General features: G+C 70.0%; 27 protein-coding genes and 1 pseudogene. 13 read left to right on the top strand and 15 right to left on the bottom strand.

What is annotated here, in order from left to right; genetic code table 11:
• Positions 1–195: 195 nt before the first annotated feature.
• The 3 genes from CV755_RS32145 (at position 196) to CV755_RS32135 (ending at position 3,379) form a co-directional block, all read left to right on the top strand.
• Entirely contained in the window at positions 196–921 is a 726-nt protein-coding gene (locus tag CV755_RS32145) for a dienelactone hydrolase family protein (protein ID WP_109284250.1), read from the top strand.
• A gap of 179 nt (positions 922–1,100) precedes the next feature.
• Entirely contained in the window at positions 1,101–2,309 is a 1,209-nt protein-coding gene (locus tag CV755_RS32140; protein ID WP_109284248.1) for an MFS transporter, read from the top strand.
• Positions 2,310–2,533: 224 nt separating this feature from the next.
• Entirely contained in the window at positions 2,534–3,379 is an 846-nt protein-coding gene (locus CV755_RS32135) for a helix-turn-helix transcriptional regulator (protein WP_109284246.1), read from the top strand.
• A gap of 69 nt (positions 3,380–3,448) precedes the next feature.
• Here the strand turns inward: CV755_RS32135 and CV755_RS37290 are convergent, their stop codons facing one another.
• Genes CV755_RS37290 through CV755_RS32110 form a run of 5 tightly spaced genes read right to left on the bottom strand, consistent with a single transcriptional unit; the run spans position 3,449 to position 6,481 of the window.
• Positions 3,449–3,748 (bottom strand): zinc-binding metallopeptidase family protein, encoded by a 300-nt coding sequence (locus CV755_RS37290; protein ID WP_422070621.1) that lies wholly within the window; start codon positions 3,746–3,748, stop codon positions 3,449–3,451.
• Entirely contained in the window at positions 3,745–4,554 is an 810-nt protein-coding gene (locus tag CV755_RS32125) for a [LysW]-aminoadipate kinase (protein WP_109284244.1), read from the bottom strand. The genes CV755_RS37290 and CV755_RS32125 overlap by 4 nt, the downstream gene beginning before the upstream one ends.
• Positions 4,555–4,561: 7 nt before the next feature.
• On the bottom strand, positions 4,562–5,584 hold the full coding sequence (gene argC / locus CV755_RS32120; RefSeq protein WP_109284242.1) for an N-acetyl-gamma-glutamyl-phosphate reductase: 1,023 nt from the start codon (positions 5,582–5,584) through the stop codon (positions 4,562–4,564).
• Positions 5,581–6,213, bottom strand: coding sequence for a RimK family alpha-L-glutamate ligase (locus tag CV755_RS32115; RefSeq protein ID WP_241561528.1), 633 nt, complete (start codon positions 6,211–6,213; stop codon positions 5,581–5,583). Before CV755_RS32115 ends, argC begins: the two co-directional genes overlap by 4 nt.
• The gene (locus CV755_RS32110) at positions 6,098–6,481 is read right to left on the bottom strand and encodes a DegT/DnrJ/EryC1/StrS family aminotransferase (RefSeq protein WP_241561527.1); all 384 of its coding nucleotides are present in this window, start codon (positions 6,479–6,481) and stop codon (positions 6,098–6,100) included. Before CV755_RS32110 ends, CV755_RS32115 begins: the two co-directional genes overlap by 116 nt.
• Positions 6,482–6,530: 49 nt before the next feature.
• On the opposite strand from CV755_RS32110, the gene CV755_RS34830 reads away from it, so the two are divergent.
• Genes CV755_RS34830 through CV755_RS32100 form a run of 4 tightly spaced genes read left to right on the top strand, consistent with a single transcriptional unit; the run spans position 6,531 to position 7,885 of the window.
• On the top strand, positions 6,531–6,701 hold the full coding sequence (locus CV755_RS34830; protein WP_161968778.1) for a hypothetical protein: 171 nt from the start codon (positions 6,531–6,533) through the stop codon (positions 6,699–6,701).
• A 13-nt stretch (positions 6,702–6,714) separates the two neighbouring features.
• Positions 6,715–7,113, top strand: a complete 399-nt coding sequence (locus CV755_RS34410) for a hypothetical protein (RefSeq protein WP_153068783.1) — start codon at positions 6,715–6,717, stop codon at positions 7,111–7,113.
• A 14-nt stretch (positions 7,114–7,127) separates the two neighbouring features.
• Positions 7,128–7,706, top strand: coding sequence for a hypothetical protein (locus tag CV755_RS32105; RefSeq protein ID WP_109284240.1), 579 nt, complete (start codon positions 7,128–7,130; stop codon positions 7,704–7,706).
• A complete protein-coding gene (locus CV755_RS32100) occupies positions 7,667–7,885 on the top strand; it encodes a hypothetical protein (protein ID WP_109284238.1) in 219 nt (72 codons plus the stop codon). Before CV755_RS32105 ends, CV755_RS32100 begins: the two co-directional genes overlap by 40 nt.
• Positions 7,886–7,951: 66 nt before the next feature.
• On the opposite strand, the gene CV755_RS32095 is transcribed toward CV755_RS32100, so the two are convergent.
• The 8 genes and pseudogenes from CV755_RS32095 to CV755_RS32060 all read right to left on the bottom strand — a co-directional run bounded on the left by CV755_RS32095 (position 7,952) and on the right by CV755_RS32060 (position 16,555).
• Entirely contained in the window at positions 7,952–8,158 is a 207-nt protein-coding gene (locus CV755_RS32095; protein WP_109284236.1) for a DUF397 domain-containing protein, read from the bottom strand.
• Positions 8,155–9,042 carry a helix-turn-helix domain-containing protein gene (locus CV755_RS32090; protein ID WP_109284234.1) on the bottom strand — a complete coding sequence of 296 codons (888 nt, stop codon included), beginning with the start codon at positions 9,040–9,042 and terminating at the stop codon, positions 8,155–8,157. Before CV755_RS32090 ends, CV755_RS32095 begins: the two co-directional genes overlap by 4 nt.
• A gap of 246 nt (positions 9,043–9,288) precedes the next feature.
• Positions 9,289–10,095 carry a hypothetical protein gene (locus CV755_RS32085; RefSeq protein WP_153068782.1) on the bottom strand — a complete coding sequence of 269 codons (807 nt, stop codon included), beginning with the start codon at positions 10,093–10,095 and terminating at the stop codon, positions 9,289–9,291.
• A gap of 16 nt (positions 10,096–10,111) precedes the next feature.
• A pseudogene (locus tag CV755_RS36465) lies at positions 10,112–10,396 on the bottom strand (RHS repeat-associated core domain-containing protein); the annotation flags it as partial.
• 181 nt (positions 10,397–10,577) lie between these two features.
• Entirely contained in the window at positions 10,578–11,177 is a 600-nt protein-coding gene (locus tag CV755_RS32075) for a hypothetical protein (protein ID WP_109284228.1), read from the bottom strand.
• Between the two features lie 121 nt (positions 11,178–11,298).
• Positions 11,299–11,757: a hypothetical protein gene (locus CV755_RS32070; protein ID WP_109284226.1), complete on the bottom strand. Its 459-nt coding sequence runs from the start codon at positions 11,755–11,757 to the stop codon at positions 11,299–11,301.
• Positions 11,758–11,765: 8 nt separating this feature from the next.
• Positions 11,766–16,157, bottom strand: a complete 4,392-nt coding sequence (locus CV755_RS32065; protein WP_479681644.1) for a DUF6531 domain-containing protein — start codon at positions 16,155–16,157, stop codon at positions 11,766–11,768.
• A gap of 29 nt (positions 16,158–16,186) precedes the next feature.
• Entirely contained in the window at positions 16,187–16,555 is a 369-nt protein-coding gene (locus tag CV755_RS32060) for a WXG100 family type VII secretion target (protein ID WP_241561525.1), read from the bottom strand.
• 650 nt (positions 16,556–17,205) lie between these two features.
• On the opposite strand from CV755_RS32060, the gene miaB reads away from it, so the two are divergent.
• Positions 17,206–18,768: a tRNA (N6-isopentenyl adenosine(37)-C2)-methylthiotransferase MiaB gene (gene miaB / locus CV755_RS32055; protein WP_109284221.1), complete on the top strand. Its 1,563-nt coding sequence runs from the start codon at positions 17,206–17,208 to the stop codon at positions 18,766–18,768.
• A 29-nt stretch (positions 18,769–18,797) separates the two neighbouring features.
• The gene (locus CV755_RS32050) at positions 18,798–19,505 is read left to right on the top strand and encodes a class III extradiol dioxygenase subunit B-like domain-containing protein (protein ID WP_109284219.1); all 708 of its coding nucleotides are present in this window, start codon (positions 18,798–18,800) and stop codon (positions 19,503–19,505) included.
• 68 nt (positions 19,506–19,573) lie between these two features.
• Here CV755_RS32050 and CV755_RS32045 read toward each other — a convergent pair whose 3' ends face one another.
• Together CV755_RS32045 and CV755_RS32040 are read right to left on the bottom strand one after the other, a co-directional pair.
• Positions 19,574–19,804 carry an antitoxin gene (locus CV755_RS32045; protein WP_109284216.1) on the bottom strand — a complete coding sequence of 77 codons (231 nt, stop codon included), beginning with the start codon at positions 19,802–19,804 and terminating at the stop codon, positions 19,574–19,576.
• Between the two features lie 31 nt (positions 19,805–19,835).
• On the bottom strand, positions 19,836–20,045 hold the full coding sequence (locus CV755_RS32040; RefSeq protein WP_338323729.1) for a gliding motility protein: 210 nt from the start codon (positions 20,043–20,045) through the stop codon (positions 19,836–19,838).
• A 239-nt stretch (positions 20,046–20,284) separates the two neighbouring features.
• Between CV755_RS32040 and miaA the strand changes: the two genes are divergently transcribed.
• The 4 genes from miaA to CV755_RS32020 all read left to right on the top strand — a co-directional run bounded on the left by miaA (position 20,285) and on the right by CV755_RS32020 (position 25,009).
• Positions 20,285–21,223 (top strand): tRNA (adenosine(37)-N6)-dimethylallyltransferase MiaA, encoded by a 939-nt coding sequence (gene miaA, locus CV755_RS32035; RefSeq protein ID WP_109284212.1) that lies wholly within the window; start codon positions 20,285–20,287, stop codon positions 21,221–21,223.
• A gap of 108 nt (positions 21,224–21,331) precedes the next feature.
• Complete coding sequence (locus CV755_RS32030) at positions 21,332–21,781, top strand: hypothetical protein (RefSeq protein ID WP_109284210.1); 450 nt, start codon at positions 21,332–21,334, stop codon at positions 21,779–21,781.
• Positions 21,782–21,810: 29 nt separating this feature from the next.
• Positions 21,811–22,689 (top strand): diaminopimelate epimerase, encoded by an 879-nt coding sequence (gene dapF, locus CV755_RS32025; protein ID WP_109284208.1) that lies wholly within the window; start codon positions 21,811–21,813, stop codon positions 22,687–22,689.
• A 175-nt stretch (positions 22,690–22,864) separates the two neighbouring features.
• The gene (locus tag CV755_RS32020) at positions 22,865–25,009 is read left to right on the top strand and encodes a RelA/SpoT family protein (RefSeq protein ID WP_109284206.1); all 2,145 of its coding nucleotides are present in this window, start codon (positions 22,865–22,867) and stop codon (positions 25,007–25,009) included.
• The last annotated feature ends 83 nt before the right edge of the window (positions 25,010–25,092 follow it).

Here is a 25,092-nt window from a genome sequence, read left to right as displayed (position 1 = left end):
TCCTGCCAGCACCGTGCCGCGGTGGCCAGAGCGGGGGCCGGTGCCGGGATGGGCAACTCCGGAGCCGGGGCAGGGGCATCGGCGACATGCTCGGGCAGGAGGCCGGCGACCGGGCGAGGTGGTCGGGACAGACTGCTGTCTGCCATCGGTGAACACCGCCCCGAGCGGACGCAACGGTCATTACCGTCCAGTCGCATGACGACGGTCACAACCCGCACGGTCGAATACCCGGCCGACAACCTGACGATGACCGGATACCTCGCGCTCCCGGCCGGTGCCGGGCGCCGGCCCGCAGTCCTGATCGGACCCGAGGGGATGGGGCTCAGCGATGTCGAGCGCCGGCGGGCCGAGGCGCTGGCCGAGCTGGGGTATGTGGCGCTGGCCTTCGACCTCCACGGCGGACGCTATCTCGCGGACCCGGAGGAAATGCTGGCCCGTTGCATGCCGCTGCTCGCCGATCCCGGCCGCATGCGAGGAATCGGTCACGCCGCGCTCAAGGTGTTGCGTGCCGAACCACGGGCCGACCCCGGCCGTACCGCCGCCATCGGCTACGGCACCGGGGGCGCGGTCGCACTGGAACTCGGTCGCGATGGCGTTGACCTGCGCGCGATCGGGACGGTCAACGCACTGACCACGGGCCGGCCGGGCGAGGCGGCGCGCATTCGCTGCCCGGTGTGGGCCGGGGTCGGCTCGGAAGACCCGATCATGCCGCCCGCGCAACGGGCGGCGTTCACCGCGGAGATGCAGGCCGCGGGCGTCGATTGGCGCCTCGTGGTCTATGGAGGAGCCCTTCACGCCTTCCACCACCCACCGGTCGATCACACCGCGCCTCCCGGCGTCGGCTACCACCCACGGCACGCACAGCGAGCCTGGCGTGACATCGTCGCCCTGCTCGTCGAGTGCCTGCCCGTCATGGATTGACCCGATCGGCTCTTGGTACGCGGCCCGGAGTGGACCTCCTGGTACGCGGCCCGGAGCGGACCGCGCCCGCCAAGGGGGGAGTGTGGATAACAGCATCCCTTGTGACCTGGCTGGACCCGGGGCCGGGCAGGAGGGTTGAGGGCATCGGCCAACAACAGCGATGTCCTGGAGGGCAGTAGATGTCCAGCGAAGCGCACAGCCGGCAGGCGGCCGCGCCACCCGCCGGTGCGGCGGCGGCGCGGCCGGAGCGGGTGCCCACGGCGTTTGTCGTGTCCTGCTTCCTCAGCAACTTCGACCGGTTCGCCATCACCCCCATGCTGGTCGCGGTGGCCGCGGGGTTCGATGTGCCGCTGAGCGATGTGGTGTTGATCGCCAGTGGCTACTTCTTCGCCTATGGCGCCGCCCAGCCGCTGTGGGGGATGCTCTCCGACCGCTATGGCCGGATGCGGGTCATCCGGGGCACCCTCAGCGCCACGACGGTGTGCGGACTGCTGTCCGCGGCGGCGCCCAGCCTTACCGCGCTGGTGGTGCTGCGCATCGCCACCGGGGCGTTCTTCGGAGCGGTGGTGCCCACCTCGCTCACCTATGTGGGAGACACCGTGCCCCCCGCCGTGCGCCAGCGGGCCCTGTCGGACCTCCAGCTGGCGCTGGCCATCGGCACCGCCGCGGCCACCGTGGTGGCCGGTACGGTGGCCCAACTGCTCAGCTGGCGGGTGATGTTCGCCATCCCGGCGGTGCTGGCCGCCGCCGCGGTGCTGTCCATGCGGGGGATGGACGAGTCCCGGGCCGAGGGCACCCTGCGCCGGCCCGGTGACCAGCTGGCCTCGGTGCTCAGGCTGCGCTGGGCCTGGGTGGTGATGCTCTTCGGCCTGGTCGAGGGCGCGGTGCTGCTGGGCTGCTTCACCTTCCTGGCACCGGCCTTGCAGGACCAGGGATTCAACACGGTCAGCGCGGGCGGGATCACCGCCCTCTACGGGGCCGGCACCCTGGTGTTCTCCCGGGTGCTCAAGCGGGTGGCCCTGCGCGCCCCCTGGTCGCTGCTGCTGGCGGGCGGGGTGATGATCTGCGTCGGCTTCGCGGTGGCCGCCCTCTCGCCGTCCGCGGTGGGCATCGGGGCGGCCGCGGTACTGCTGGGCGGCGGCTGGTCCTTCTTCCACTCCTCGCTGCAGAACTGGGCCACCACCCTGGTGCCCGCCGCCCGGGGCACCGCGGTGGCGCTGTTCGTTGCCGCGCTGTTCGTGGGCAGCTCGATCGGCTCGGCGCTGGGCGCGCCGCTGATCCAGCACACCTCCTACCCTGTGCTGTTCGCGGTGGCCGCCGCCACGGCGGTGCCGCTGACGGTGTTCGCCGCGGTGGCCCGTAACCGCTACACCCCCGCGGGGAGCTGACCTCAGCGCACCGTCCCCACCGCTTCCGTGGCGCCCGGGGCCTCGGGGGATCCCGGGGCTTCCCTGGCGGGCAGCCGCCCCGGCTGCCCGCCGGCGGCACGCCACTCCGGCGGCATCCCGGAGGCCCGTAGGCTCCGAAGGCATCCTGCCGGCAGGACGGCGCCGGTACAGCGCCAGGACCGCGCCAGGGCGGCGGCCGGAACCCGGCTGCTAACTTCCGTGGAATGCCAAGCACTTCTTCTCGGCCCGGCCATACGAGCCGCGGTGCCCTGGGCGCCTTCATCCGGTCGCGCAGGGAGCGCCTCTCACCCGCCGAGCTGGGGGTCAGCAGCACCGCCCGCCGCCGTACTCCCGGGCTGCGCCGGGAGGAGGTGGCCGCCATGTCAGGGGTGAGCCTGAGCTGGTACACCTGGCTGGAACAGGGGCGGGACATCAAGGTTTCCCGGCAGGTGCTCGGTTCGCTGGCCCGCACCCTCCGGCTGTCCCCCACCGAACAGCAGCATCTCTACCGGCTGGCGGGGGAGGTGCCGCCCGCCGCCGAGGACCGCGGGGCCTGCCCCGCCGCGGCCGGCCATCTGCAGGCCGTGCTGGACGCGCTGGAGCCCAACCCGGCCTTTCTGCTGGACCAGCACTGGGACATCCTGGCCTGGAACCGGGCCGAGACCGGGCTGTTCACGGACTTCGGCCAACTGCCGCCGGCCCGCCGAAACACCCTGTGGATGATCTTCGGCTGGGAACCGGCCCGGGAACTGATGGCCGACTGGGAGCAGCAGGCGACCCGGGTGCTCGCCCAGTTCCGGATGGCGGCCGACCAGCACCCCGCTGACGGCCGGTTCGCCGAGATCATCGCCGAACTGCACTCCTGCTCCCCGGACTTCCGCCGCCACTGGGAGCGGCATGAGGTGGCCGGCTACCAGACGGTCCTCAAGCACTTCCGCCACCCACGGCTCGGCCCGCTGGCGCTGCGCCAGACCAAGCTGGCGGCCGCCGACGACCCCCGGATCCAGCTGGTCATCCGGCTGCCCGAGGACGCGGAGAGCGCGGGGCGGCTGCCGTTGCTGCTGCGCTGAGCACGCCACCGGGCCGGATTCGCGTCAGCCGCCCGTTGGTTGCTGCTCGCGGAGGAACTCGCGGATCCATTAGCCGGCATGGCGCTGGTCTTCCAGCGTGTGCCCCAGGATCACATCGCCCGCAACTCGGCCAGGTGGCGGGTGCGGTTGGCGGGCGTGAGGGAGCGGGAGTGCAGTCCGGCGGCGTTCACCCGGAACGGGCGGGGGCAGATGGGGCAGCGGGTGGGTCTTGCCCGCCTCGTCGATCCCGGCCGCAAAGCCCCACCGGGGAAGCTCCTGGGCCAGGAAGGCGGCCAGTTCGCCCTCCCGGCCCGATGGCGAGGGGATCTCGACCATCCGTCGCAGCAGGGACTCGGCGGGTGTGGTCATGGTGCTCCTTTGACAAATGCCGTACCGGCTCCGGCCCTTGCGGCCAGCACCGGAGAGGGCAGCCGGCCGTCGGCGAGGACCACCCGCGCCACGCCCGCCAGATATGCCTCGCCCGCGCTGCGCAGCTTCACCTTCATCCGCCCGCCCGCCAGGCCGGTGTAGTACGGCAGTTGGCCGGCCGGCAGCTCGGTCACCAGGCTGGCCGGGTCCCCGGGGTCCCGCAGCAGGCCGGGCACATTGGACAGGATGATCAGCCAGTCGGCTTCCAGGGCCACCGCCAGGCGGGCGGCCAGCCGGTCGGCGTCCACATTGAGCAGGCCGGTGGCCGGGTCCAGGGCGGGCGGGGAGACCACCGGGACAAAGCCGCCGTCCAGCAGGGTCAGCAGCAGACGCGGATCGACCGCGCCGATCCGCCCGGACAGATCGTCCCGGACCACCTGCTCCCGGCCGTCCACCCGGACCCGGGCCGGCCGGTTGCGGCGGGCGGTGACCAGGCCTCCGTCCGCCCCGGACAGGCCCACCGCGGGCACCCCGGCCGCGGACAGCGCCCCGACCAGCGCGGGCTTGACGCGGCCCAGCATGGCCATGGTGAGCGCGTCCAGCGCGGCGGCGTCGGTGTAGCGGCTGCGCCGCCCGTCGGACGCCGTCAAATAGCGCGTGGTGCGGCCCAGTTCACCGGTCAGCCGGTCGGCCTCGGCGCCGCCGCCGTGCACCACCACCACCGAACAGCCCTGCCCGGCCAGTTGGCGGATGTCGGCGCAGGCCCGGGTCATCTCCTCGTCCAGTGCCCCGCCGACCTTCACCACCAGGCGCTCAGGCCGGGTGGAGTCCGGCGAAGCGCAGTCCCGCGGTTTCGTCCCAGCCCGAGGCGATGTTGACGCACTGGACGGCATTTCCGGCACCTCCCTTCACCAGGTTGTCCAGGGCGGCCACCACAATCAGGTGATCGCCTTCGGGGCCCAGGGAGAGCCCGATGTCGCAGTAGTTGCTGCCGCCGAGGATCCTGGGCTCGGGTATCCGGTGCAGCGCGGAGCGTTCCCGCACCAGGCGGACGAAGGGCTCCTCGCGGTAGGCGGCGCGGTAGACCGCCCACAGCTCCCGCTCGGTGACCTCGCGGGCGGGGGTGATGTGCAGGACGGCCTGCACCCCGCGCACCGCCTCCACCGCGGTCACCGTCATCCGCACCGGCACCCCGCAGGCCTGCTCGATCTCCGCGGTGTGCCGGTGGCCGTGCGGCTTGGCGATGCGCAGGGCGCCGCTGCGCTCGGGGTGGTGGCTGCCCTGGTCCGGGGTCCGTCCGCCGCCGCTGGAACCGGTGCGGGCGTCCACCAGCACCGGGCCCCGCACCAGGCCCGCCTCGGCCAGCGGATGCAGGGCCAGGATGGCGGCATTGGCCATACAGCCGGGCACCGCGATGTGGTCCGCCCCGCGCAGCCGCTCCCGGTACAGCTCGGGGATGCCGGGCCGGAACCGGGACTGCCAGGCCGGGTCGGGGGCGGCACCGGGGTAGTAGCGCTCGCGCACCGAGGGGTCGCTCAGCCGGAAGTCCGCGCTGAGGTCCACCACCCGGGGCGCAAGCGCCGACCACCGGTCCATGCTCTTGGCCGCCGCCCCATGCGGCATCGCCAGGAACACCACATCGCATGGGGCGAGCTGGTCCTCGCTCACAAAGCACAGATCGCTCTGGTCGCGCAGATTGGGGTGGGCGGCGCTGAGCAGCCGTCCCCGGTGGCGGGTGGAGGTGGCCTGGGCCAGCTCCAGGTGCGGATGCTGCAGCAGCAGCCGCACCAGCTCCCCGCTGATATATCCGCCGGCACCGATCACCGCGGCCTTCACCGGGACAACACCTCCTGGACATGGCTGACGGTCAGACCGGCGATGTCCACCTCGGTGGCCGAGGCCAGACCATGGAACTCCATGGTGTGATTGACCTCGGTGACCAGCACCTCGCCGGTGGAGCGCTCGATCAGGTCCACCGCCGGCATCCCGCCGCCGGCCGCCTCGGCGGCCCGCAGTGCCGGCTTGGCCAGTTCCGGGGTCAGTTCACAGCGCTCGGTGGCCGCCCCGCGCGCCGTATTGGTGATCCAGTGTTCCGATCCGCGGTGGACCGCCGCGACCGCCTGGTCCCCGAGCACAATGACCCGGATGTCGCGGCCGGGCTTGTCGATGAGCTCCTGGACATAGAACACCGAGTGCTGCGGAGCGCGCATGGCCTGCTTGTGCTCGATCAGGGTCTCCGCCGCATCCCGGTCGTTGACCTTGGACAGCAGCCGGCCCAGGACCCGACGGCGGGCTTGACCACCGCCGGGTAGCCGATCTCCTCGATCGCCTTCAGGGCCGCGTCCGGGGTCACCGCGACCACCGTGCGCGGGGTCGGCAGTCCGGCCTGCACCAGGAGACCGGGCCGATGTCCGCGAACACCGGGACGGCCGGCTGGTACAGCGGCGCCATGGCCGTGGCCACATGGCTCAGGGCCGGGACGATCACCTCGTCACCGGGCTGGATGCCCAGCGTCGTCAGCGCCAACTCCAGTGCCGCGATGCCGCTGTTGACCGCGACCGCGTAGCGGATGTCACAGAACTCGGCCCACTCCGGTTCCAGTTCGCTGATCTCCTGCTCGTTCCTGGCACCCACCGTGAACTTGCGGCTGCCCTGGACCCGCGGTACGGCTTCCCGCCGGTGTTCCGGGCGTACCGCCGGCTTGCTGCCGAACATCGCCGGCTCCTCGTTCATATCCCTCCCTTGTGGCCCCGATTGAGGGCCGTCCAAGGTCGGCCAGGGCGTGCTGACCGCCTCCGGCCGGTCGCTGTCCGAGCAGGTGCCAGAGCGGGTGGCCGCCGGCTGTCCGTACGACTCCGTCGGCCGGCTGCGGGGCTGGGAGGCCATCGGCATAGAGAAGCGGGTCCGGCACGCCTGTGTCCATACCCCGGCAGGCGCGGACGGCGCCTCGTGATGCCCCTGTACGTGTGCACTGGTCGCTCTTCTGGGACGGCTATGAGCGCCAGGCAGGCCTGGTGGGCGCCTCCGGCGACCCGGTGGTCTTATGTACGGCAAACGCGGACCGGTGTCGGCCGCCCTGGTCCGGAGCGCGCACCAACACCGCCATGGAGTGGATCGAGAACGGTCCGGCCGAGGTGCTGGTGGTGCCCAACCGGGGAGGGGGTGGCCGGCTGGGTGGCCGAGGCCGGGGAGCCGGATGCTGCTGGAGCGCACCTGCGGCTGTGAGCGGAGCATTCACGGTGCGGATGATCGAGGGGCCGGACGCCCATCCGCTGGTGTCGGCACCGGCCCGGCGTCCACCCGTGGGGAGGGCGCCGGCTCCCGCACCGGTGACGGAGCCCGGCCAGGCGGTGACGAGCCCGTAACTCCCGTACCGCGCGTGGTGCGTGCTACCGCCTGTGATGCGGGAGAACCGCAAGACGGTGGTGATACCGCCCCCACCACCGGCACCACCCGCCTGCTGCCGGTCTTCGACGTGGCCCGGCTCCGCGCGGACCTGGAGCGGCTGGACCGTCAACAGTGGCCGCTCCAGCGGGCGTTCGAGTCCGGACCGGCCGAGTACGCGGACTTCGACTGGCGCGCCCTGCCGCTGCGCAGCTCCACCGGCAGCGTGGAGCGCACCGACCCCGGCGGCGCCGGGCTGGACGACTTCGCCGCCACCGAAACTGCGCAGCGTCCGGTTCCTGGCGTTGGGCCCCGGGGCGGTCAGCGAGCTGCACTTCCAAGATCGGCTTCCCCTGGGCCAATCTGCGCCTGCTATATGCAGGCCTTCCAGACCGCCCGGGAACTGGGCTGCCAGGAAATCTCCCTGGGCACCGACCCCGCCTTCTACGGCCATGTGGCCAAACCCGGCCTGTTCGGCTTCAAGAGCGCGCGGCGCTTCGCGCACCGATCCCCTCCCGGCTGTTCAGCGGCGCCATGGACGACCCCGACGAGGCCACCCGGGTCCTCCGCCTGACCGCCCTGACCGAGCCCTCCCTGCTGGTCCGCTACCACCTCCCCGAGAACGACCGCTCCGGCCGGATAACCACCGCCACCCCCCTGGGCCTGGACATCCTCACCACCGAGCCGAACTTCGATCCGGCACCGTACGGGGCACCGTTCCTGGCGGAGGTGGGGGTGCGGACGGCGGGCTGAGCGGGGGCCTGCCGGGTACGCCCCGCTCCCGGAAGCAACCCGGCAGCGGGGCGCGAGCTGTTCAGGTCAGTCTTCGGATGCACTCCTCACGAACTCGGCCCACGTATCCCGCGTGAACGCCAGCTGCGGGCCGTCTGTGTTCTTGGAGTCGCGAACGCGGATCACGGTCTGGGTCGCAGCCACCTCGACGCAAGAAGGGTCATCTGCGCCGCTGTAGCTGCTCTTTATCCACTCCCTGGCCGAACCGTGTCCCGCAGGAGATTCCAAACTCATGTCTCACCCAACACTTTCTCGATGACGGCGAGCGAATCCTGCGGGCTCATTGCCTGTGCACGGATCGCTCCGTAACGCAGGTCGAGAGTTTGGACCTGCCTGTGGTCTGTGAGCACACGACTGGCGAGCTGTACGGATTCGAGCCCGACCATCGTGCCGTCCCTGAGCCTCAGCAGTCGGAAGGGGCCTTCGAGACCAGAGTGTTGCCCGCACCTCAGAGGCATGATCTGAAGGTCCACGTTCCACAACCGGCTTACCTCAAGCAGCCGTTCGAGCTGCTGACGCATGACCATTGTGCCTCCGATGGTGCGGCGGAGCACAGCCTCACACAAGACGAAGCTGAAGATCGGCGGCGTGGCACATGCATCGACGATCACCTGCCGCTCCAGCCGCGCTGCCACCCGCCGCTCCACCTCGTCCTCATCCCACGGGGGCCGCCGTGAGCGCATGACAGCTCGTGCATACCCCTCGGTCTGCAACAGCCCATCCACGACAAGGCTGTTGTACGACCCCAACTCAACCGCCTCGCGCTCCAGCCGTGCCACATCCCGTACTTTCTTCGGGTACCGCGCCTCCGCGATGTCCTTCTTCATCGCGGCGAGCTTCCCGCCCGCCCCCAAGACCTCGTCCGCCTTGTCGAGGAACTGCGGCTTGGGAATGCGAAGGCCCCTCTCGACCTTGGAGATAAGGTCCAAGCTGTACCCGGTCGCGGCCCCGAGGTCGGCCTGCCGCAGCCCCGCCGCTTCCCGCCACAGCTTGATCTGCCGGCCGACGGCCGCGACCGTCACGACCGAATCGTCCTCGGGATCGAGCTCCCACCCGGACTCCTCCGCCCCACGCGCCCCGCTCGACGTGTACTCCACACCGTCCTTGCCCACGCCCATGCGTCTCCACCTCCGGTATGCCCGTCCCCAACGCCGTTGACAGCGCAGATGTCACGGTGGGCAGCAAGGACAGTTCTGGACACTTCCCGGACAACTGCCGTACCGCACGGCGCCACACGCCGCACGCTATGAAGTTCGAGCCCCATATGGGCGCGACAAGAGCGAAAACTAGCTCCTCAACTCCCCGAAAATGCCGACTCGTTCGAGCCGACATGCTGAGCCCCACTGCTCATGCCGAGGAGTCGATCACTCGTCCAGATGGCCCGTACGGCAACACCACCGCGACGCCGTCGATGGCGGGCGAAGCCGGCCTTCACCTGTGAAGAGGGCATCGCACATGCCGACGGAGGAGTTTGAGCAGATGGCCGCCATCGCGCCCGGGACCGTCACCGCTACGTGCGCTGAGGTCGGCGCACGTTCCCGCGGAGTCGCAGGCGTAACGCTCCATCCGGCCATGGCGTTGACGCCTTTGACGCGGCCGGCGGGGTCGAGGTCGAAGCGGCAGGTGCCGGAGGTGAGTTCGCGGATCTTGGTGAGGTAGCCGTCCTCGCGGTAGGCGTACGCCCGGTGCTCGCCGCCTACCCTCACCTCGTCGCCGTACCGGTGGGCGCTGGCGGCCTCGTGCAGTGCCAGCAGCAGTTCTCGGTAGGCAAGAAACGTGTCATCACCGATGAGGATGTCCCACTGCGTCTCGACCGGGTTTCCGTCCTCATGTGCCTGACTAAGCCTGTCGAACGTCATAAAGGGAAAACGCTTACTGAGCTCCTTGAGCTTTGCACCCTGCCTCCAGAAGGCCAACGCTTCGGCCACTTCGAGGAGATCCATGGTGCTTCCGCTCGCCCAGACGTACCCCTGACCGCTATCCAACGTGATGGCGAATCGGCGCGCGCCGTGACCGATATGAACCCGCATCGCCCCGCGTGACGACCCGAACTCCGCAGCGCTCCAGTGCTGAGCCTCTGATTCGAGATGCTCAGCCGTGACACCGAGGTCGATTTGGTGTTCGCGGGCGATTGAGACGATAGCCGCCTGGAGTCCTCCGCGCTCGACCATATCGGCATAGTAGCGAAGGCGGGGATCTCCAGGACGCTGGGTTCGGGGCGGGGCCCAAGCCGAGCGGGTCTTGGGTGAGATAGCGCCCCCTCGCCGGGTCGTAGTAGCGGAAGTAGTTGTAGTGCAGGCCGGTTTCGGGGTCGGCGTATTCGCCCGGGAAACGCAGTGGGCAGGCGATGGAGGCCTTGTCCGTTATGGAGGGGTAGTGGGTGCCCCAGAGGGTGGTGCGGCGTTGCCAGACCAATTCGCCTGCGGGAGATACGAGTTCGTTGGGGGTGCCGACGAGGTCGGTGACGATCGCGCGGGTCGTAGGCGTAGCGCCAGCGTTCGCCGTCGGGTGGTGGCCTGCGCGAGGCGGTCTTCGGCGTTCCAGGCGAAGGTCCAGGTGCCAAGTTTTTCACCTGGACCGTCAGCAAGGTCCGCACTGCACAACGGAACTCCGGCGAGCTCTTTCCCGAAAACTCGAAGTTACACGCACCGGGTCACGTGACCTGGTCAATGGATTCCAGCCACCTCCGGATCGCCAACGCCTCATATCGAGGAGTTCTGGCCCAGTTCGCTTTCCACTCCGCGTTGTCGCGAAAACCCTTGACCTTTTCGAAGCCGCTTACCAAGTAGGTGCCGATGGACGACTGCCACACCATGCCACAGACGACGACATCCCCAGTCAGCGACAGCATATGAAAAGCGGGAAGGCCGAATCCATTGCCGAGAGCATTGGCAGATCCCGCCCCCATCACATCCCATGTCTCGGCCAGTCTGACACGCGCCCACCAATCATCCTCTTCGGAAATGGCGACGGCGACAAGAAACTCTCGATCGTCCCCGAACAGCCCACCTTCGCGGGCCAGGTCAAACCACCCCTCGTTTGCTCTGGTAACGCAATCCGCCGCATCCCTGTCGACGGACGATGTCCGCCACTTCTCCGATTCGGGATAACTCGTGGCCATGCCGGCCAGCGTCGGCGGGATGAGCGGACGATCCGGGTCCACCATTCCCAGGAATACCAGTCCGCCGGCAGCCAGTCGCTCGGCGAGCTTGGTTTTACGGCTGGGGTCGTCGCCTCGGGCGAGGTCAACCATGCCGTCCGGGTTGGGGCGCGGACGCAAGTTGGGATTTCCCTTTCACTGCGGTTACGAGGTCATGGGCTTTCCGAGAGGCTCCATGGCCGGGCAATCGGTGGGATCGCTACAGCTACACAAGTCATTGCTGGATTCTCAAGATTCGTTCACGCTCGGACGCGTAGAAATTTGCCGACTCTGGCACCAGTCGTTCCATGGCTTGGAAAAACTCGGCACCGGATTCGCAAAGCGTAGAGTGCAGCTCGGACATACTGGTAATTGCCGAACGCGTCTCGTCCTTGGATGCTGACTGGACGAGGACCGAATGCGGCACCTTCTTGGTAAAGCTCAACTCAATTGGCTGGTCAGGGAGCATGGTTGCAGCGGTGCCCGAATGCCTGAGTTCTTCAAGCATGTTGACAATGTACGCCCAGAGTTGGTCCACGTAGTCCCAGTAGGCAAGTGGCAGGATCTGAACGCCGTTTACCGAAAGCTCCAGGGCTCCCTCGATGTAGTCGGGATCCTGAATCGCAAATCTTGCCTCGTCAACAGGAATGAACTCGCCGTCCGGAGTTCGTAGATAGGTCTTTGCGGCCAGCATAAGTCCTCCTAGTTCGAGTGGGGATAGAACTGTCCAATGCGGCCCTTATTTATACCCAACGTATACCGCACTCCATCAACTTCCCCCTCAACTTGGTACATTCCGCGTACGCCGCGCCGCACGATCTCCTCGCGGTTCTGCTTCAGGACCTCACGAACAGCATTCTTCAGATCCTCAACAGTCATGGTTCTGTCGAAGAACGTCTGACTGGCCTTTACTGAACCGTCCCAATACGTCGGGTGGTGACGATCCAGGAAGTGTTTCATCCCTTTCTTGTCCAGCAGGACACTGTGCGGGCCCATCTGGAGTTCTTGATTTCGCCACCCTCGCAGGGCAACGTTCGAGTCCTTACAACCAGCCAGCCCGAGTGGGTCGGTCCAAGCCTGTGGATTGACGACGTAACTGTGGTGGTTCGGTGCAGGCTCAATCCCCAGTGGATCAGGACTCGCATAGCGGGCCAACTCAGGGTCGTAGTAGCGGAAGTAGTTGTAGTGCAGGCCCGTTTCGGGGTCGGCGTACTGGCCCGGGAAACGCAGTGGGCAGGCGATGGAGGCCTTGTCCGTTACGGATGGGTAGTGGGTGCCCCAGAGGGTGGTGCGGCGTTGCCATACCAATTCGCCGGCGGGGGAGACGAGTTCGGTGGGAGTGCCGACGAGGTCGGTGACGATCGCATGGAAGCGGGTGGTCTCGTTGGGGTCGGAGGTGTCGGCGAAGCGGGTGATCAGGGATTGGCCTGCGGTGCGGACCAGGGACCGGTGGTTGGTCTGGGTCAGGGGGCGGTGGGAGCCGGGAGCGTAGTCCCAGGTGGTGACGCGGCCTTCGGCTGTGGTCTGTTCCGCGAGGCGGGTGCCGTCCCAGGTGAAGACGGTGGTTTCCATCGCCGCGCCGTCGTCGGTCAGCCGCTGTTTCGATATGCGGCGGCCGAGCGGGTCGTAGGCGTAGCGCCAGCGTTCGCCGTCGGGGGTGGTGGCCTCGGTGAGGCGGTCTTCGGCGTTCCAGACGAAGGTCCAGGTCCGTGTCTGGCCGTTGAGGAGCTTGCGGACCTTGCGCGTCAGGCGGCCTTGGGCGTCGTGCTCGTACGTGGTGTGGCCCGCGCTCCGGATGAGGGTGCCGGTGAATTCTCGGTCGCCGGGCGCTTCGTGTGCTGGGGCGGTGGCGTGGGTGAGATTGCCTGTGGAGTCGTAGGCGTAACGCTCCGTCCAGCCGTGGGCGTTGACGCCTGTGACGCGGCCCGTGGGGTCGAGGTCGAAGCGGCGGGTGCCGGAGGTGAGTTCGCGGATCTCGGTGAGGTAGCCGTCCTCGCGGTAGGCGTACGCCCGGTGCTGCAACAGGCAGGGGGCATCCGCGTGGGTGCGGCGTACGGTCTGGCTGGTCAGGCGGTCGGCCTTGTCCCAGGACTGGGTCAGCGTCACGCCGTCGCCGATGTGGCGTTCGGTTTCCCGTCCGGCCGCGTCGTAGGCGAAGGACAGTGTGCCTGCCCCGGCGCGCAGTTCGGTCGGGCGGCCTTCCGCGTCGTACGACCACTGCGACACCAGGCCGGAGGGGGTGGTGCGGTGAGTGCGGCGGCCGAGTGCGTCGTAGGTGTATGTGATGGCGCGGTCGGCGACGGTCTCCGACAGCACGCGCCCGAGGGAGTCCCGTTCGTAGACCACCTCGGCATCGGCGTTCTTCGCACGCGCCAGCTCACCAGCGGTGTCGTAGGCGTATGTGGTCACCTCGCCGGTGTCGCTGCGCTGCTCCAGCACCCGTCCGAGTGCGTCGCGGGTGAAGGTCAGCGTCTGGCCCGCGCCATTGGTGCGGGATATCAACTCCCCTGCGGCGTTGTGCCGGTAGGTGAGGGTACGGCCGTTGAAGTCCGTCTCCGATGCCAGCCGCCCTGCCTGGTCGTACTCATAAGTCCAGGTCAGCCCTTGCGGGTTGGTGACCGTCGTCAGCCGCACCTCCGTGTCGTAGGTGAACGCGTACTGCGCTCCGTCCGCGTTGGTGCGGGTGGCGGGGACGTCGAAGTGCGTGGAAGTCTGGCGGGTGGTGTTGCCGACGGGATCGGTGTGGGCGAGGAGGTTGCCTTCACCGTCCCACGTCCAGGTTTCCCGGGTGCCGTCCGGGAGTTCACGCCAGGCCGGCTTGCCCTCCGTTGTCCAGCCCATACGTGTCGTATGGCCCAGCGGGTCGGTGGTCTCGACGACGCGCCCGAAGTGATCACGGCGCACCCTCGTCGTATGCCCCAGAGCGTCGGTGATCGCGATCGGCAGGCCCGCAGCATCCGACGTCACCTGACGGGTGTGACCGAGAGCGTCCGTGATCGAGGCGAGATGACCATGCTCGTCGTACGTGTAGTGGGTGCGGGCGCCTTGCGGGTCGGTGGTGGTGAGGACATTGCCCGCCTCGTCGTAGGTGTGGCGCCACACCGTTCCGCCGGGCTCGACCACCTCCACCGGACGGCAGTGTGCGTTGTACGTCGCGCGGGCGGTGGAGCCATCGGGGAGGGTGACCTTGGTGAGGTTGCCCGCCTCGTCGTACTCATACCGCGTGGTGCGGCCCAGCGGATCGGTGACAGAGGTGCGCGCGTCGCCCCGTTCGTTCCATTCGGTACGGGCCGTATGCCCCAACGGATCGGTGGTGGCGACTACTTGACGGGCCGTGTTGTACTGGTAGACCGTCCGTTTGCCCAGTGAGTCGGTGACTGTGGTGGTACGGGCCTGCTCGTCATAGGCGAGTGTGCCGGAGAGGAATCCGTCCGCTCCCTCGGTACGCACCACGCGTCCGCGCTCGTCGTAGACATAACGGTAGGAAGTGCCGTTGCGGTCGGTCCAGGAGGTGATGCGTCCTTGGATGTCGTAGGTGAAGCGCAGGGGTTTGCCGCTGGAGTTGACGACTTCGGTGAGGTGGCCCGCGTCGTCGTAGCCATAGCGGACGAGAAGCACACCACCGGCGTCCGCTGCCGGGGTGCGGGGGATCCGGTCGCCGGTCAGCAGGCGTAGTGCGGTGATGCGCGGGCCATGGGTGTCGATGGCTATGCGGTAGCCACCGGAGTGCTGGATCGCGGTGGGGACGCCGGTGGGGGTGCGCTCGATGTCGATGCGGTCGCCATTGCGGTTCTCGATGGACTCCAGCAGCAGTTCAACGGTCTCCCCCGCGGGGGACCGCACCGGCTGGGCGAAGGTGCGGATCAATCCGGTTGCCGGGTCGGTGATCGTCATCGCGCCGCCCGTTCGGCCATCCCAGGTCAGGGCCAGCCGCGGTCCCTGCTCCGGCAGGACCGGTCCGTCCGCCGACGGTACCGGGTAACACAGGAGCTTGCCGTCCTCGGCGGCGAACACCACGCCTTGAGCGTCGAGTTGGAGCCGTTCGTCGAGCGTGGACGCCCAGGTGGGACCGAACCAGCCACCCGCCCGGTACGAGGACACATGAGTGCGCTTGACAATGAGGGGGAGAACCCCGTCAAGGGTGGCATCCGTCTCCGACAGGAACATTGCCCCGGTCGCGACGTCGATCGGGTCACGGTCGCAGGTGACGGACTCGGTCTCCCGGGCGCGTGCGGGTACTTCGTCCCCTTGGGGGCGAATCGCCGGATTGGAGGGCATCTCCAGATCGGGAAGCTTCGCCTTGTTCAGCGCCCCCAGATCACTCAGTTCCCCGGGGACCCGCGACAGCGATGGCATGGCCCCGTCGAGTGCCAGCCCCGGCAAGCCCGCCTCGATCGCGACCTTGGCACTCGCCCCCATACCGCCGAACAGCCCGCCGGAGATCATGCCGTCCTTGGCGGAGGAACTGAGCTCATCGAGGCTGAAGTGGTCCCGCAGACCGGTGGCGATCTGCAGCGGCTGGGCCACGGCGGCATCCACGACCACCGACTCCACCCCGCCGAACGCGGCGGCGGCGACCGCGGTGCCCAGTACCTCGGCGGCGGCCTCGGAGACCACCAGACCCAGACCTCCGGCCATCGAGATGACCTCGGCGGCGACCCCTGCGGCGGCGCCGGACAACGCACCGCCACTCGCCAGGGCGAGCGCGATTCCAGCGCCCAGCACGGCGAGGTCGATCGCGATCCGCTTCTCGATCTGGTGGATCGCGTGGTCAATGGCATCGGCGTATTTGTCGAGCGCCTCCGCCATGTGACGGGACGACTCGGCCACATCGTCCAACCAGCCCTTGCCGGGCCCGGCATGATATCGCCGCCAGAACTCCGCGTAGGCTTCGATCCCTTCACCCTTGTTGTTGTGAATCAGCGCGGCCGACTTGCCGTCGACCGGCTTGATGACATCATCGACAGCCTTTGCGAAGGTGCGCCAAGCGTCAGCGGCCTTACGGCACTTGTGAGGATCTCCGTCGGGCCACCACATGCCCATGTGCTTGGCGAGCCAGTGACAGCATGTCCTGATGCTGGGGAGGCCGGGGATATGAAGATGAATACCGAACACGGCGGCCCTTACTTGCTGTTGCCGTGGCTGTTGCCCTGCATCTGCTTGGCTGCCTTTTTGAATATGGCCGCAATGTCATGGTCGTTGCCGGCGTGGCCCTCGGCCATCGTCGTCATGGCCACAGAAATGCTCTGCAAGCCCTGGACGAGGATGTCCACCGCCTTGTCGATTGAGGTCTTGCCGGGGCCGTAGCTGTCGTGGAACTTCTTGCCCGGGTCGTCGTCGCCCCAAGGCGAACCCAGGCCGTCCAGGGTGCTCTTGAGGGTCGCGGCCGCGTCATGGAGCGCCTTGCTCTGCTCGTGGAAGGTCGGCGCAGACGCCTTCAGATCGGCCGCGCGTATGTGCAGGTCCGCGTCCTTGTCGCTGTTGCCGCTCACGGTTCTCCCCCCCCACCCGGTCAGCGAATTCGTGATCCCTGACCCTACCGGTACTACAGCCGTGGGCTGACGTCACGCTATGTGACGACGGCTGGTTCGTCATTCCGTTTGCGGGACTGATGCTGCCGTTCGGCGCGGTGCGTACGAGCGAGCTGGAAGAGGACGTAATGCGGTCGCTGCAAGGGGAGTTGGAGGCGTTGTGCGCCCCGGTGGACGTTGTGTTCGCGGGTCCGGCGTGGCGGGAGAACCCGCGGGCGACATCGTGCGCGGGCTGCTGAGCGAGGTGCTGGGCAGGAACTCCGGCAGCCGGGGACAGGCCGCCGGGCATGCGAGTGTGGACGGTCGCAGGGTTCCCCGGCGAGGGCGGCCCGGGACGCGGACGAGCCGCGGGGCCGGGTGCGGGCCGACGCGGCGGCGGCACTGGCGGCCGAGGACGGAGTGCTGATCGCGGACGAGTCCGCGCAGGCACCCCCACGGTCGTCCTGGTGCAGGGGGAAGCAATGACGCCCCCCGCGCCGCGGGGACCCGCTGTGTGACATGCATGTCACAGTTTCAGGGGCCATGACACCCCCGTGCCACCGGCGCCCGCTCGGGCCGGGATCCTGGTTGCCGGGACGAGGGGTATCCCGGAGCGCCCGTACCCTGGACTGGTGACCAGTGCCGACCGAAGCGATGCCGTGCTTTCACCTAACACCTACCTGATCCGCACCTATGGGTGCCAGATGAACGTCCACGACTCCGAGCGGCTCTCCGGACTGCTGGAGGACGCGGGCTATGTCCGCGCCCCGGAGGGCACCGCCGAGGGCGAGGCCGATGTCGTGGTCTTCAACACCTGCGCGGTGCGGGAGAACGCCGACAACAAGCTCTACGGCAACCTGGGCCGGCTGGCCCCGGTGAAGGCCCGGCGCCCGGGGATGCAGATCGCGGTCGGCGGGTGTCTGGCGCAGAAGGACCGCGACACCATCGTCAAGAAGGCCCCCTGGGTGGACGTGGTCTTCGGCACGCACAACATCGGCAAGCTGCCGGTGCTGCTGGAGCGGGCCCGTATCCAGCAGGAGGCGCAGGTCGAGATCGCCGAGTCGCTGGAGGCGTTCCCCTCCACCCTGCCCACCCGGCGGGAGAGCGCCTACGCGGCCTGGGTCTCCATCTCGGTCGGCTGCAACAACACCTGTACCTTCTGCATCGTCCCGGCGCTGCGCGGCAAGGAGAAGGACCGCCGGCCCGGCGACATCCTGGCCGAGGTGGAGGCGCTGGTCGCCGAGGGCGTCACCGAGATCACCCTGCTCGGGCAGAACGTCAACGCCTATGGCTCCGACATGGGCGACCGCGAGGCCTTCTCCAAGCTGCTGCGCGCCTGTGGGCAGATCGAGGGCCTGGAGCGGGTCCGCTTCACCTCCCCGCATCCCCGTGACTTCACCGATGACGTGATCGCGGCGATGGCGGAGACGCCCAATGTGATGCCGCAGCTGCATATGCCGCTGCAGTCCGGTTCGGACACCGTGCTCAAGGCGATGCGCCGCTCGTACCGGCAGGAGCGCTTCCTGGGCATCATCGAGAAGGTGCGCGCCGCCATGCCGGACGCCGCCATCTCCACCGACATCATCGTGGGCTTCCCCGGCGAGACCGAGGAGGACTTCGAGCAGACCCTGCATGTGGTCCGCGAGGCCCGCTTCGCCCAGGCCTTCACCTTCCAGTACTCCAAGCGCCCGGGCACCCCGGCCGCCGAGATGGAGGGGCAGATTCCCAAGGAGGTCGTGCAGGCGCGCTATGAGCGCCTGGTGGCCCTCCAGGAGGAGATCTCCTGGGAGGAGAACAAGAAGCAGGTGGGCCGGACCCTGGAGGTCATGGTCGCCGAGGGCGAGGGACGCAAGGACGACGCCACCCGGCGGATGTCCGGGCGGGCGCCCGACAACCGCCTGGTGCACTTCGCCAGGCCGGAGGAGCCGGTCCGTCCCGGTACTGCGTCTGATGGCGCCGGGCTCGCTCCGCGCCCCGGTGACATGGTCACCGTGGAGATCACCTACGCCGCCCCGCACCACCTGCTCGCCGAGGGCCCGGCCAAGGCCGTGCGCCGTACCCGGGCCGGGGACGCCTGGGAGAAGCGCAACGCCGCCGCCCAGGCCAAGCCCCAGGGCGTGATGCTGGGCATCCCGACCATCGGCGCTCCCGCGCCCGTCCCGGCCCCGACCGGCGCCGGCTGCGGCTGCGACTGACCGGCGCCGCGGCGCGTATCGTTCCGGTCATGCTTGTCGCCGCCGCCGTCTGCCCCTGTCCGCCGCTGCTGGTTCCCGAGGTCGCCGCCGGGGCCGCGCCCGAGCTGGATCCGCTGCGCGCCGCCTGTCTGGACGCGGTGGCCGTACTGGCCGCCGCCCGGCCGGACCGGCTGGTGGTGGTGGGCACGGGTGACGGCGAGTACCCCTCGGGCACCCCGGGTTCCTTCCGGGGCTTTGGGGTGGACCTGGATGTACGGCTGGGCGAGGGCGATTCCGAGGACGTTCCCGGGACGCGGCGGCTGCCCGCCCCGCTGGCGGTGAGCGCCTGGCTGCTGGCCCGTACCGGCTGGTCGGCGGCACCGGTGACCGGCCTGGGCGTGGCCGCCCAGGCGCCGCCCGGGAACTGCCTGGCCGTGGGCCGGGCCCTGGCGGCCACGGACGAGCGGCTGGCCCTGCTGGTGATGGGCGACGGCAGCGCCTGCCGCGATGTGAAGGCCCCGGGCTATCTCGACGAGCGGGCGGAGGGCTTCGACGCCGCCGCGGCCCGGGCGCTGGGCGCCGCGGACACCGCCGCCTTGGCCGCCCTCGACCCCGCCCTGGCCACCGAGCTGCAGGCCGCCGGGCGCGCGCCCTGGCAGGTCCTGGCCGGTGCGGGGGAGGGGGCCGGGCTGCGCGGCGCGCTGCTGTACGACCAGGCGCCGCTGGGCGTCGGCTATCTGGTGGCCGCCTGGTCCTGAGCCCGGAAAGCGGACGGCGACGGCCGCGGAGCCTTGAGCGCTCCGCGGCCGTCGCCGTCGAGGGTCTCTCAGGCCCGGCCGCCCCGGCCGTCCTGCTCGGCCAGCCGGTCCAGGGCCTGCTTGGCCTTGCCAGTGCCGGTGCGGATCTGGCTGCTGTACCTGCCGTCCGTCTTCTCGTCCACCACCCGCGCCGCCTTGTCGATCCCCTGCTCGATCTTCCCCCCGTGCTGCTGCACCAGGTCGCCGACCTTGTCCTTCACCGGTTCGAGCTTGGCCTTGAGATCGTCGAACAGGCCCATGGGCACCTACCCCTCATCGTGATCCAGCGAGCTACTTACGGGCGCTCTCACCGGCCTCGCTGTCCGCCGCCTCGTCCGCGGACTGCTGCTTGGGGATGTCCACTCCCTCGCCCCCCTCGGCAGCCCCGTCCTCGTCCGCGACGGCTTCCCCGGCGGCCGCCTCCGGCTCCGCCTCGGCCGTCTCTGTGACGTCGGACGTCTCCGCGGCGCCGGACGATTCCGCCGTCTCAGTGGCCGTCATGGCCTCCTCCGTTGACGCTTCCGACGTCCGACGGCGAAACCTTGAAAACACGCCCATATCTACTCCATTACCTTACTGGGGTCAGTGAAATCCCGGGTCGCCGGGGACGCTCCACCGCGCCTGGCAGGGCACCGGAGCGGGAACCGGCTCTCGGAACCTCGCAACAGGCAACGAAAGCGCCGACGTCGCGTCACGTAGCTCGTTCGAGGGGGCGCGCCGGGGTTTGCGAGACTGGTGCGGTGAGAAACGCAGCTCCCGCACCGCGGGTCATCGCCGTCGTCGGGCCCACCGCGGCCGGCAAGTCCGACCTGGGCGTGGCCCTGGCCCAGCGGCTGGGCGGCGAGGTCGTCAACGCCGACTCCATGCAGCTCTACCGGGGCATGGACATCGGCACCGCCAAGCTGACGCCCCAGGAGCGGCAGGGCGTGCCGCACCACCTGCTGGATGTCTGGGACGTCACCGAGACCGCCAGCGTCGCCGAGTACCAGCGCCTGGCCCGTGCCGAGATCGACCGGCTGCTGGCCGAGGGCCGTACCCCCGTGCTGGTCGGCGGCTCCGGTCTGTACATCAAGGGGGCCATCGACGCCCTGGAGTTCCCGGGCACCGATCCGGCGGTGCGCGCCCGCCTGGAGGCGGAGCTGGCCGAGCGGGGGCCGGGCGCCCTGCACGCCCGGCTGGCCGCCGCCGACCCCGAGGCGGGCCGCGCCATCCTGCCCGGCAACGGCCGCCGCATTGTGCGGGCGCTGGAGGTCATCGAGCTCACCGGCCGCCCCTTCACCGCCAACCTCCCGGGCGAGACGCCGGTGTACGACGCGGTGCAGATCGGTGTGGACGTGGCCCGTCCCGAGCTGGACGAGCGGATCACCACCCGGGTGGACCGGATGTGGGCGGACGGTCTGGTGGAAGAGGTCCGCACGCTGGAGCGGGCCGGGCTGCGCAAGGGGCGCACCGCCTCCCGGGCGCTGGGCTACCAGCAGGTGCTGGCCTTTCTGGCCGGCGAGTGCACCGAGCAGGAGGCGCGGGAGGAGACGGTGCGCGCCACCAAGCGCTTCGCCCGCCGTCAGGACTCCTGGTTCCGGCGCGACTCCCGGGTGCACTGGCTGGACGGTTCCGCGGCCCGGCGGCCGGAACTGACCGGACTGGCACTGGCGTTGGTCGAACGAGCGGTCACAGCCTGATCACGTGATGGCATCGGGAAGTGCCAGGTGTCATTCCGCGGTTCCGCAGCGTGCCATCATCAAGCTTCGAGCGAGCCGTGAAGTCCGGGGTTGGGAGGGCGCGTGGCGATGGAGGCCGGCCCTCGTGACACATCACAGCAGCCGCCGCGTGCGGACCTGGAGGCACTGACACCGGACGGTCCGGAGGACACCGAGGAGACGGTGCCGGAGAGCGCCGAGCCCGCCTCCTTCCGGGAGTTGCGCCCGCCGCGCCGGCTGCGGCTGTGGCAGCTGGCCCCGATCGTGCTGCTGGCCGCCATCGGCTCGCTGATGTTCGCCTTCCCGCTCGCCTTCGACTTCGGCGACGGCGGCCCGGTGGTGGCCATGCTGGGGCTGCTGATCAGCTGCTGCGCCGCCGGCTGGGGCGTGATGGCCGCCCGCCGGGTCGGCTACACCTGGCCCGGCCTGCCGCAGCGCGGCTCCGGCGGCCGCCCGGACTGGCGCTTTGTGGCCTCGTACACGGCCGTGGTGGCGGTGCTGGTGCTGCTGGCCGTCTGGCGGGTGGCCCGGCTTCGCTGAGCGCCGTCCGTGCTGCGTACCATCGGTGCATGAACAGCACGCGGATCGCCTTCCTCAAGGGTCATGGCACCGAGAACGACTTCGTGATCATCCCCGACTACGAGGGCGGGCTGGAGCTGTCCCCGGCCGCCGTGGCGCGGCTGTGCGACCGGCGCGCGGGCATCGGCGCGGACGGCGTGCTGCGGGTCGTACGGTCCGCCGCGCACCCCGAGGCGCGCGCCATGGCCGGTGAGGCCGAGTGGTTCATGGACTACCGCAACAGCGACGGCAGCATCGCCGAGATGTGCGGCAATGGTGTCCGGGTCTTCGTCCGCTATCTGGAGCGGGCCGGTCTGGCCGGGGCGGGCGATCTGGCGGTGGCCACCCGGGCCGGGATCCGCCGGGTGCACCTGGGCAAGCCGGGCCCGGACGGGGCCCCGGGGGAGATCACCGTCGGCATGGGGCGGGCCCTGCTGCCGGCGGGCGAGGTGACGGTGTCGGTCGGCGAGCGCAACTGGCCCGCCCGCAACGTCAATATGGGCAATCCGCACGCCGTCTGCTTCGTGGACGACCTCGCCGAGGCCGGGAAGCTGCTCGACGCCCCCGCGGTCAGCCCGGCGAGCGCCTACCCGGAGGGCGTCAATGTGGAGTTCGTGGCCGACCGCGGCCCGCGGCATGTGGCCATGCGGGTGCATGAGCGCGGCTCCGGCGAGACCCGCTCCTGCGGCACCGGCGCCTGTGCGGTGATGGTGGCCACGGCCCGCCGCGACGGTCATGACCCGGCCCGCGACGGCCACCCGGTCACCTACACCGTGGACGTCCCCGGCGGCCGTCTGGTGATCAGTGAGAACCCGGACGGCACCGTGGAGATGACCGCCCCCGCGGTGATCGTGGCCGAGGGCCTGCTGGACGCCTCGCTGCTGGGCTGACGGGCCGTCGGGGGCCCGGTCCGCTTACCCGGTTACCGGATGGCGGCCTCGCTCGAATGGGTGATCCGGTTCACTCTGGGCGAGAGGGGGTGAGCGGTGCGTGATGGGGTCGGTAGCATCAAGCACCGGTCGTCAGGCGCCAGCCGACCGCCGGTTGACACTGCCGGAGGTGCCCATGAGCGCAGAGGCCACGGACGAACGTCCTCCCCGCCGCGGCCGCGGCCGCCTCGGGCTCCGGCGGCTGGGCCGCGCCGCGCTGGGCGGCTCCGCCGCCCGGGGCCGGCTGCCGGACGCCATCGACCATGTGGCCAAGGTGCACCGGGCCCATCATCCCGGCGCCGATCTGGACATCCTGCGCCGCGCCTATCTGCTGGCCGAGTCCTCGCACCGCGGCCAGACGCGCAAGAGCGGCGAGCCCTACATCACCCACCCGCTGGCCGTCACCCTGATCCTGGCCGAACTCGGCGCCGAGACCACCACCTTGACCGCCTCGCTGCTGCACGACACCGTCGAGGACACCGACTTGACGCTGGATCAGGTCGGGGAGCAGTTCGGCGAGGAGGTCCGCTTCCTGGTGGACGGGGTCACCAAGCTGGAGAAGGTGGACTACGGCGCCGCCGCCGAACCGGAGACCTTCCGCAAGATGCTGGTGGCCACCGGCAATGACGTCCGGGTGATGTCCATCAAACTGGCCGACCGGCTGCACAATATGCGCACCCTGGGCGTGATGCGCCCGGAGAAACAGGTCCGCATCGCCAAGGTGACCCGCGATGTGCTGATCCCGCTGGCCGAGCGGCTGGGCGTGCAGGTGCTCAAGGCCGAGCTGGAGGACCTGGTCTTCGCCATCCTGCACCCCGAGGAGTACGCCCGCACCCGTGAGCTGGTGCTGGCCCACGCCCGCGCCCCCGATCCGCTCCAGGCCACCGCGGCCCGGGTGCGCGCGGTGCTGCGGGAGGCCGGGATCAGCGCCGAAGTGCTGGTACGCGCCCGGCACTTCGTCTCGGTGCACCGAGTGCGGCTCAAGCGGGGCGAGTTGACCGGCTCCGACCTGGGGCGGCTGCTGGTGCTGGTCGCCGAGGACGCCGACTGCTACGCGGTGCTGGGCGAACTGCACACCTGTTTTACGCCGTTCATCTCGGAGTTCAAGGACTTTATCGCGGTCCCCAAGTTCAATCTCTACCAGTCGCTGCACACCGCCATCGCGGGCGAGGGCGGCGAGGCCGCCGAAGTCCTCATCCGCACCCATCAGATGCACAAGGTCGCCGAGGCCGGGGTGATCGCCCTGGGCAATCCCTACGCGGCCGCCGAGACCCCCGAGGCGGAGGGCGAGCGCATCGACCCCACCCGCCCCGGCTGGCTCTCCCGGCTGTTGCAGTGGCAGCGTGCCGCCCCCGACCCGGACACCTTCTGGAGCTCGCTGCGCGATGAACTGGCCCAGGACCGCGAGATCACCGTCTTCCGGGCGGACGGCGGCACCATCGGCCTGCCGGCCGGCTCCAGTTGTGTGGACGCGGCCTACGCCCAGTACGGGGAGGGCGGCCACCACTGCATCGGCGCCTGTGTCAACGGCCGTCTGGTACGGCTGAGTACGGTGCTGCGCGACGGCGACACCCTGCAGCTGCTGATGCCCCCGGAGGCCGCCTCGCCGGACGCCGCCTCCGGCCCCGCGCCGGAATGGCTGGAGCACGCCCGTACCCCGGTGGCGCGGATCGCCATCGGCCGCTGGCTGGCCACCCACCCCGCCCCCGATCCGGTCGCCCCGCCGCCGCCCCTGCCCCCGGCCCCCGCCAGGGCGCCCGGCCGTGGCCCCGCCCCGGCCGGGCCCCGGCCGGTGGCCGTGGCCGCCCAGGGCGCCGACCTGGCAACGGCCCATATCCGCCTGGCCGGCTGCTGCACCCCCGTGCCGCCGGACGAGGTCACCGGCTTCGCGGTACGCGGGCGGACCATCACCGTGCACCGGACGCAGTGCCCGGTGGTGGCGCGGATGGTGACCGCCGGCCGCAAGACCGTGGCGGTGCGCTGGCGGGACGCCGAGGGCGTCGCCATGGGCGACTGCCGGGTGACCCTGCGGGCCGAGTCCTTCAGCAGGCCGCGGCTGCTGGCCGACCTCACCGAGGTGATCGCCGCCGAGGGCGCCGCGGTGATCTCGGCGGCCGTGGAGCCGCCGCATGAGCAGCGGGTGCGGCATACCTACACCCTGCAACTGCCCGATCCGGCCCAGCTTCCGGAGCTGATGCGGGCCATGCGCCGGGTGCCCGGCGTCTATGACGTCGGCCGGGCGGGCTGGCCGGTGACCACCGCCCGGGCCGCCCGCGCCTGAATCCGGACAAGGATTCGGCCCGCGCTGCCGGCCCGCTCTTACGGGCGAGACGGCGCCGCGCCGCCGCTGCCCGGCCGGCCGGC

It is taken from the genome of Streptomyces orinoci (genome assembly GCF_003121295.1).
GTDB classification, from domain to species: Bacteria; Actinomycetota; Actinomycetes; order Streptomycetales; family Streptomycetaceae; genus Streptomyces; species Streptomyces orinoci.
The sequence above is the reverse complement of the archived record's forward strand: the minus strand, read 5'-3'. Positions and strand labels throughout refer to the sequence as shown.

Bases quoted from the DNA above. Each gene is read 5' to 3' on its own strand.
- CV755_RS32145 (WP_109284250.1), top strand. From the start codon at position 196: ATGACGACGGTCACAACCCGCACGGTCGAATACCCGGCCGACAACCTG.
- CV755_RS32140 (WP_109284248.1), top strand. From the start codon at position 1,101: ATGTCCAGCGAAGCGCACAGCCGGCAGGCGGCCGCGCCACCCGCCGGT.
- CV755_RS32135 (WP_109284246.1), top strand. From the start codon at position 2,534: ATGCCAAGCACTTCTTCTCGGCCCGGCCATACGAGCCGCGGTGCCCTG.
- CV755_RS37290 (WP_422070621.1), bottom strand. From the start codon at position 3,748: ATGACCACACCCGCCGAGTCCCTGCTGCGACGGATGGTCGAGATCCCC.
- CV755_RS32115 (WP_241561528.1), bottom strand. From the start codon at position 6,213: ATGTGGCCACGGCCATGGCGCCGCTGTACCAGCCGGCCGTCCCGGTGT.
- CV755_RS32110 (WP_241561527.1), bottom strand. From the start codon at position 6,481: ATGAACGAGGAGCCGGCGATGTTCGGCAGCAAGCCGGCGGTACGCCCG.
- CV755_RS32100 (WP_109284238.1), top strand. From the start codon at position 7,667: ATGGACGACCCCGACGAGGCCACCCGGGTCCTCCGCCTGACCGCCCTG.
- CV755_RS32095 (WP_109284236.1), bottom strand. From the start codon at position 8,158: ATGAGTTTGGAATCTCCTGCGGGACACGGTTCGGCCAGGGAGTGGATA.
- CV755_RS32090 (WP_109284234.1), bottom strand. From the start codon at position 9,042: ATGGGCGTGGGCAAGGACGGTGTGGAGTACACGTCGAGCGGGGCGCGT.
- CV755_RS32085 (WP_153068782.1), bottom strand. From the start codon at position 10,095: ATGGTCGAGCGCGGAGGACTCCAGGCGGCTATCGTCTCAATCGCCCGC.
- CV755_RS32075 (WP_109284228.1), bottom strand. From the start codon at position 11,177: ATGGTTGACCTCGCCCGAGGCGACGACCCCAGCCGTAAAACCAAGCTC.
- CV755_RS32070 (WP_109284226.1), bottom strand. From the start codon at position 11,757: ATGCTGGCCGCAAAGACCTATCTACGAACTCCGGACGGCGAGTTCATT.
- CV755_RS32050 (WP_109284219.1), top strand. From the start codon at position 18,798: ATGCTTGTCGCCGCCGCCGTCTGCCCCTGTCCGCCGCTGCTGGTTCCC.
- CV755_RS32045 (WP_109284216.1), bottom strand. From the start codon at position 19,804: ATGGGCCTGTTCGACGATCTCAAGGCCAAGCTCGAACCGGTGAAGGAC.
- CV755_RS32040 (WP_338323729.1), bottom strand. From the start codon at position 20,045: ATGACGGCCACTGAGACGGCGGAATCGTCCGGCGCCGCGGAGACGTCC.
- CV755_RS32030 (WP_109284210.1), top strand. From the start codon at position 21,332: ATGGAGGCCGGCCCTCGTGACACATCACAGCAGCCGCCGCGTGCGGAC.
- dapF (WP_109284208.1), top strand. From the start codon at position 21,811: ATGAACAGCACGCGGATCGCCTTCCTCAAGGGTCATGGCACCGAGAAC.
- CV755_RS32020 (WP_109284206.1), top strand. From the start codon at position 22,865: ATGAGCGCAGAGGCCACGGACGAACGTCCTCCCCGCCGCGGCCGCGGC.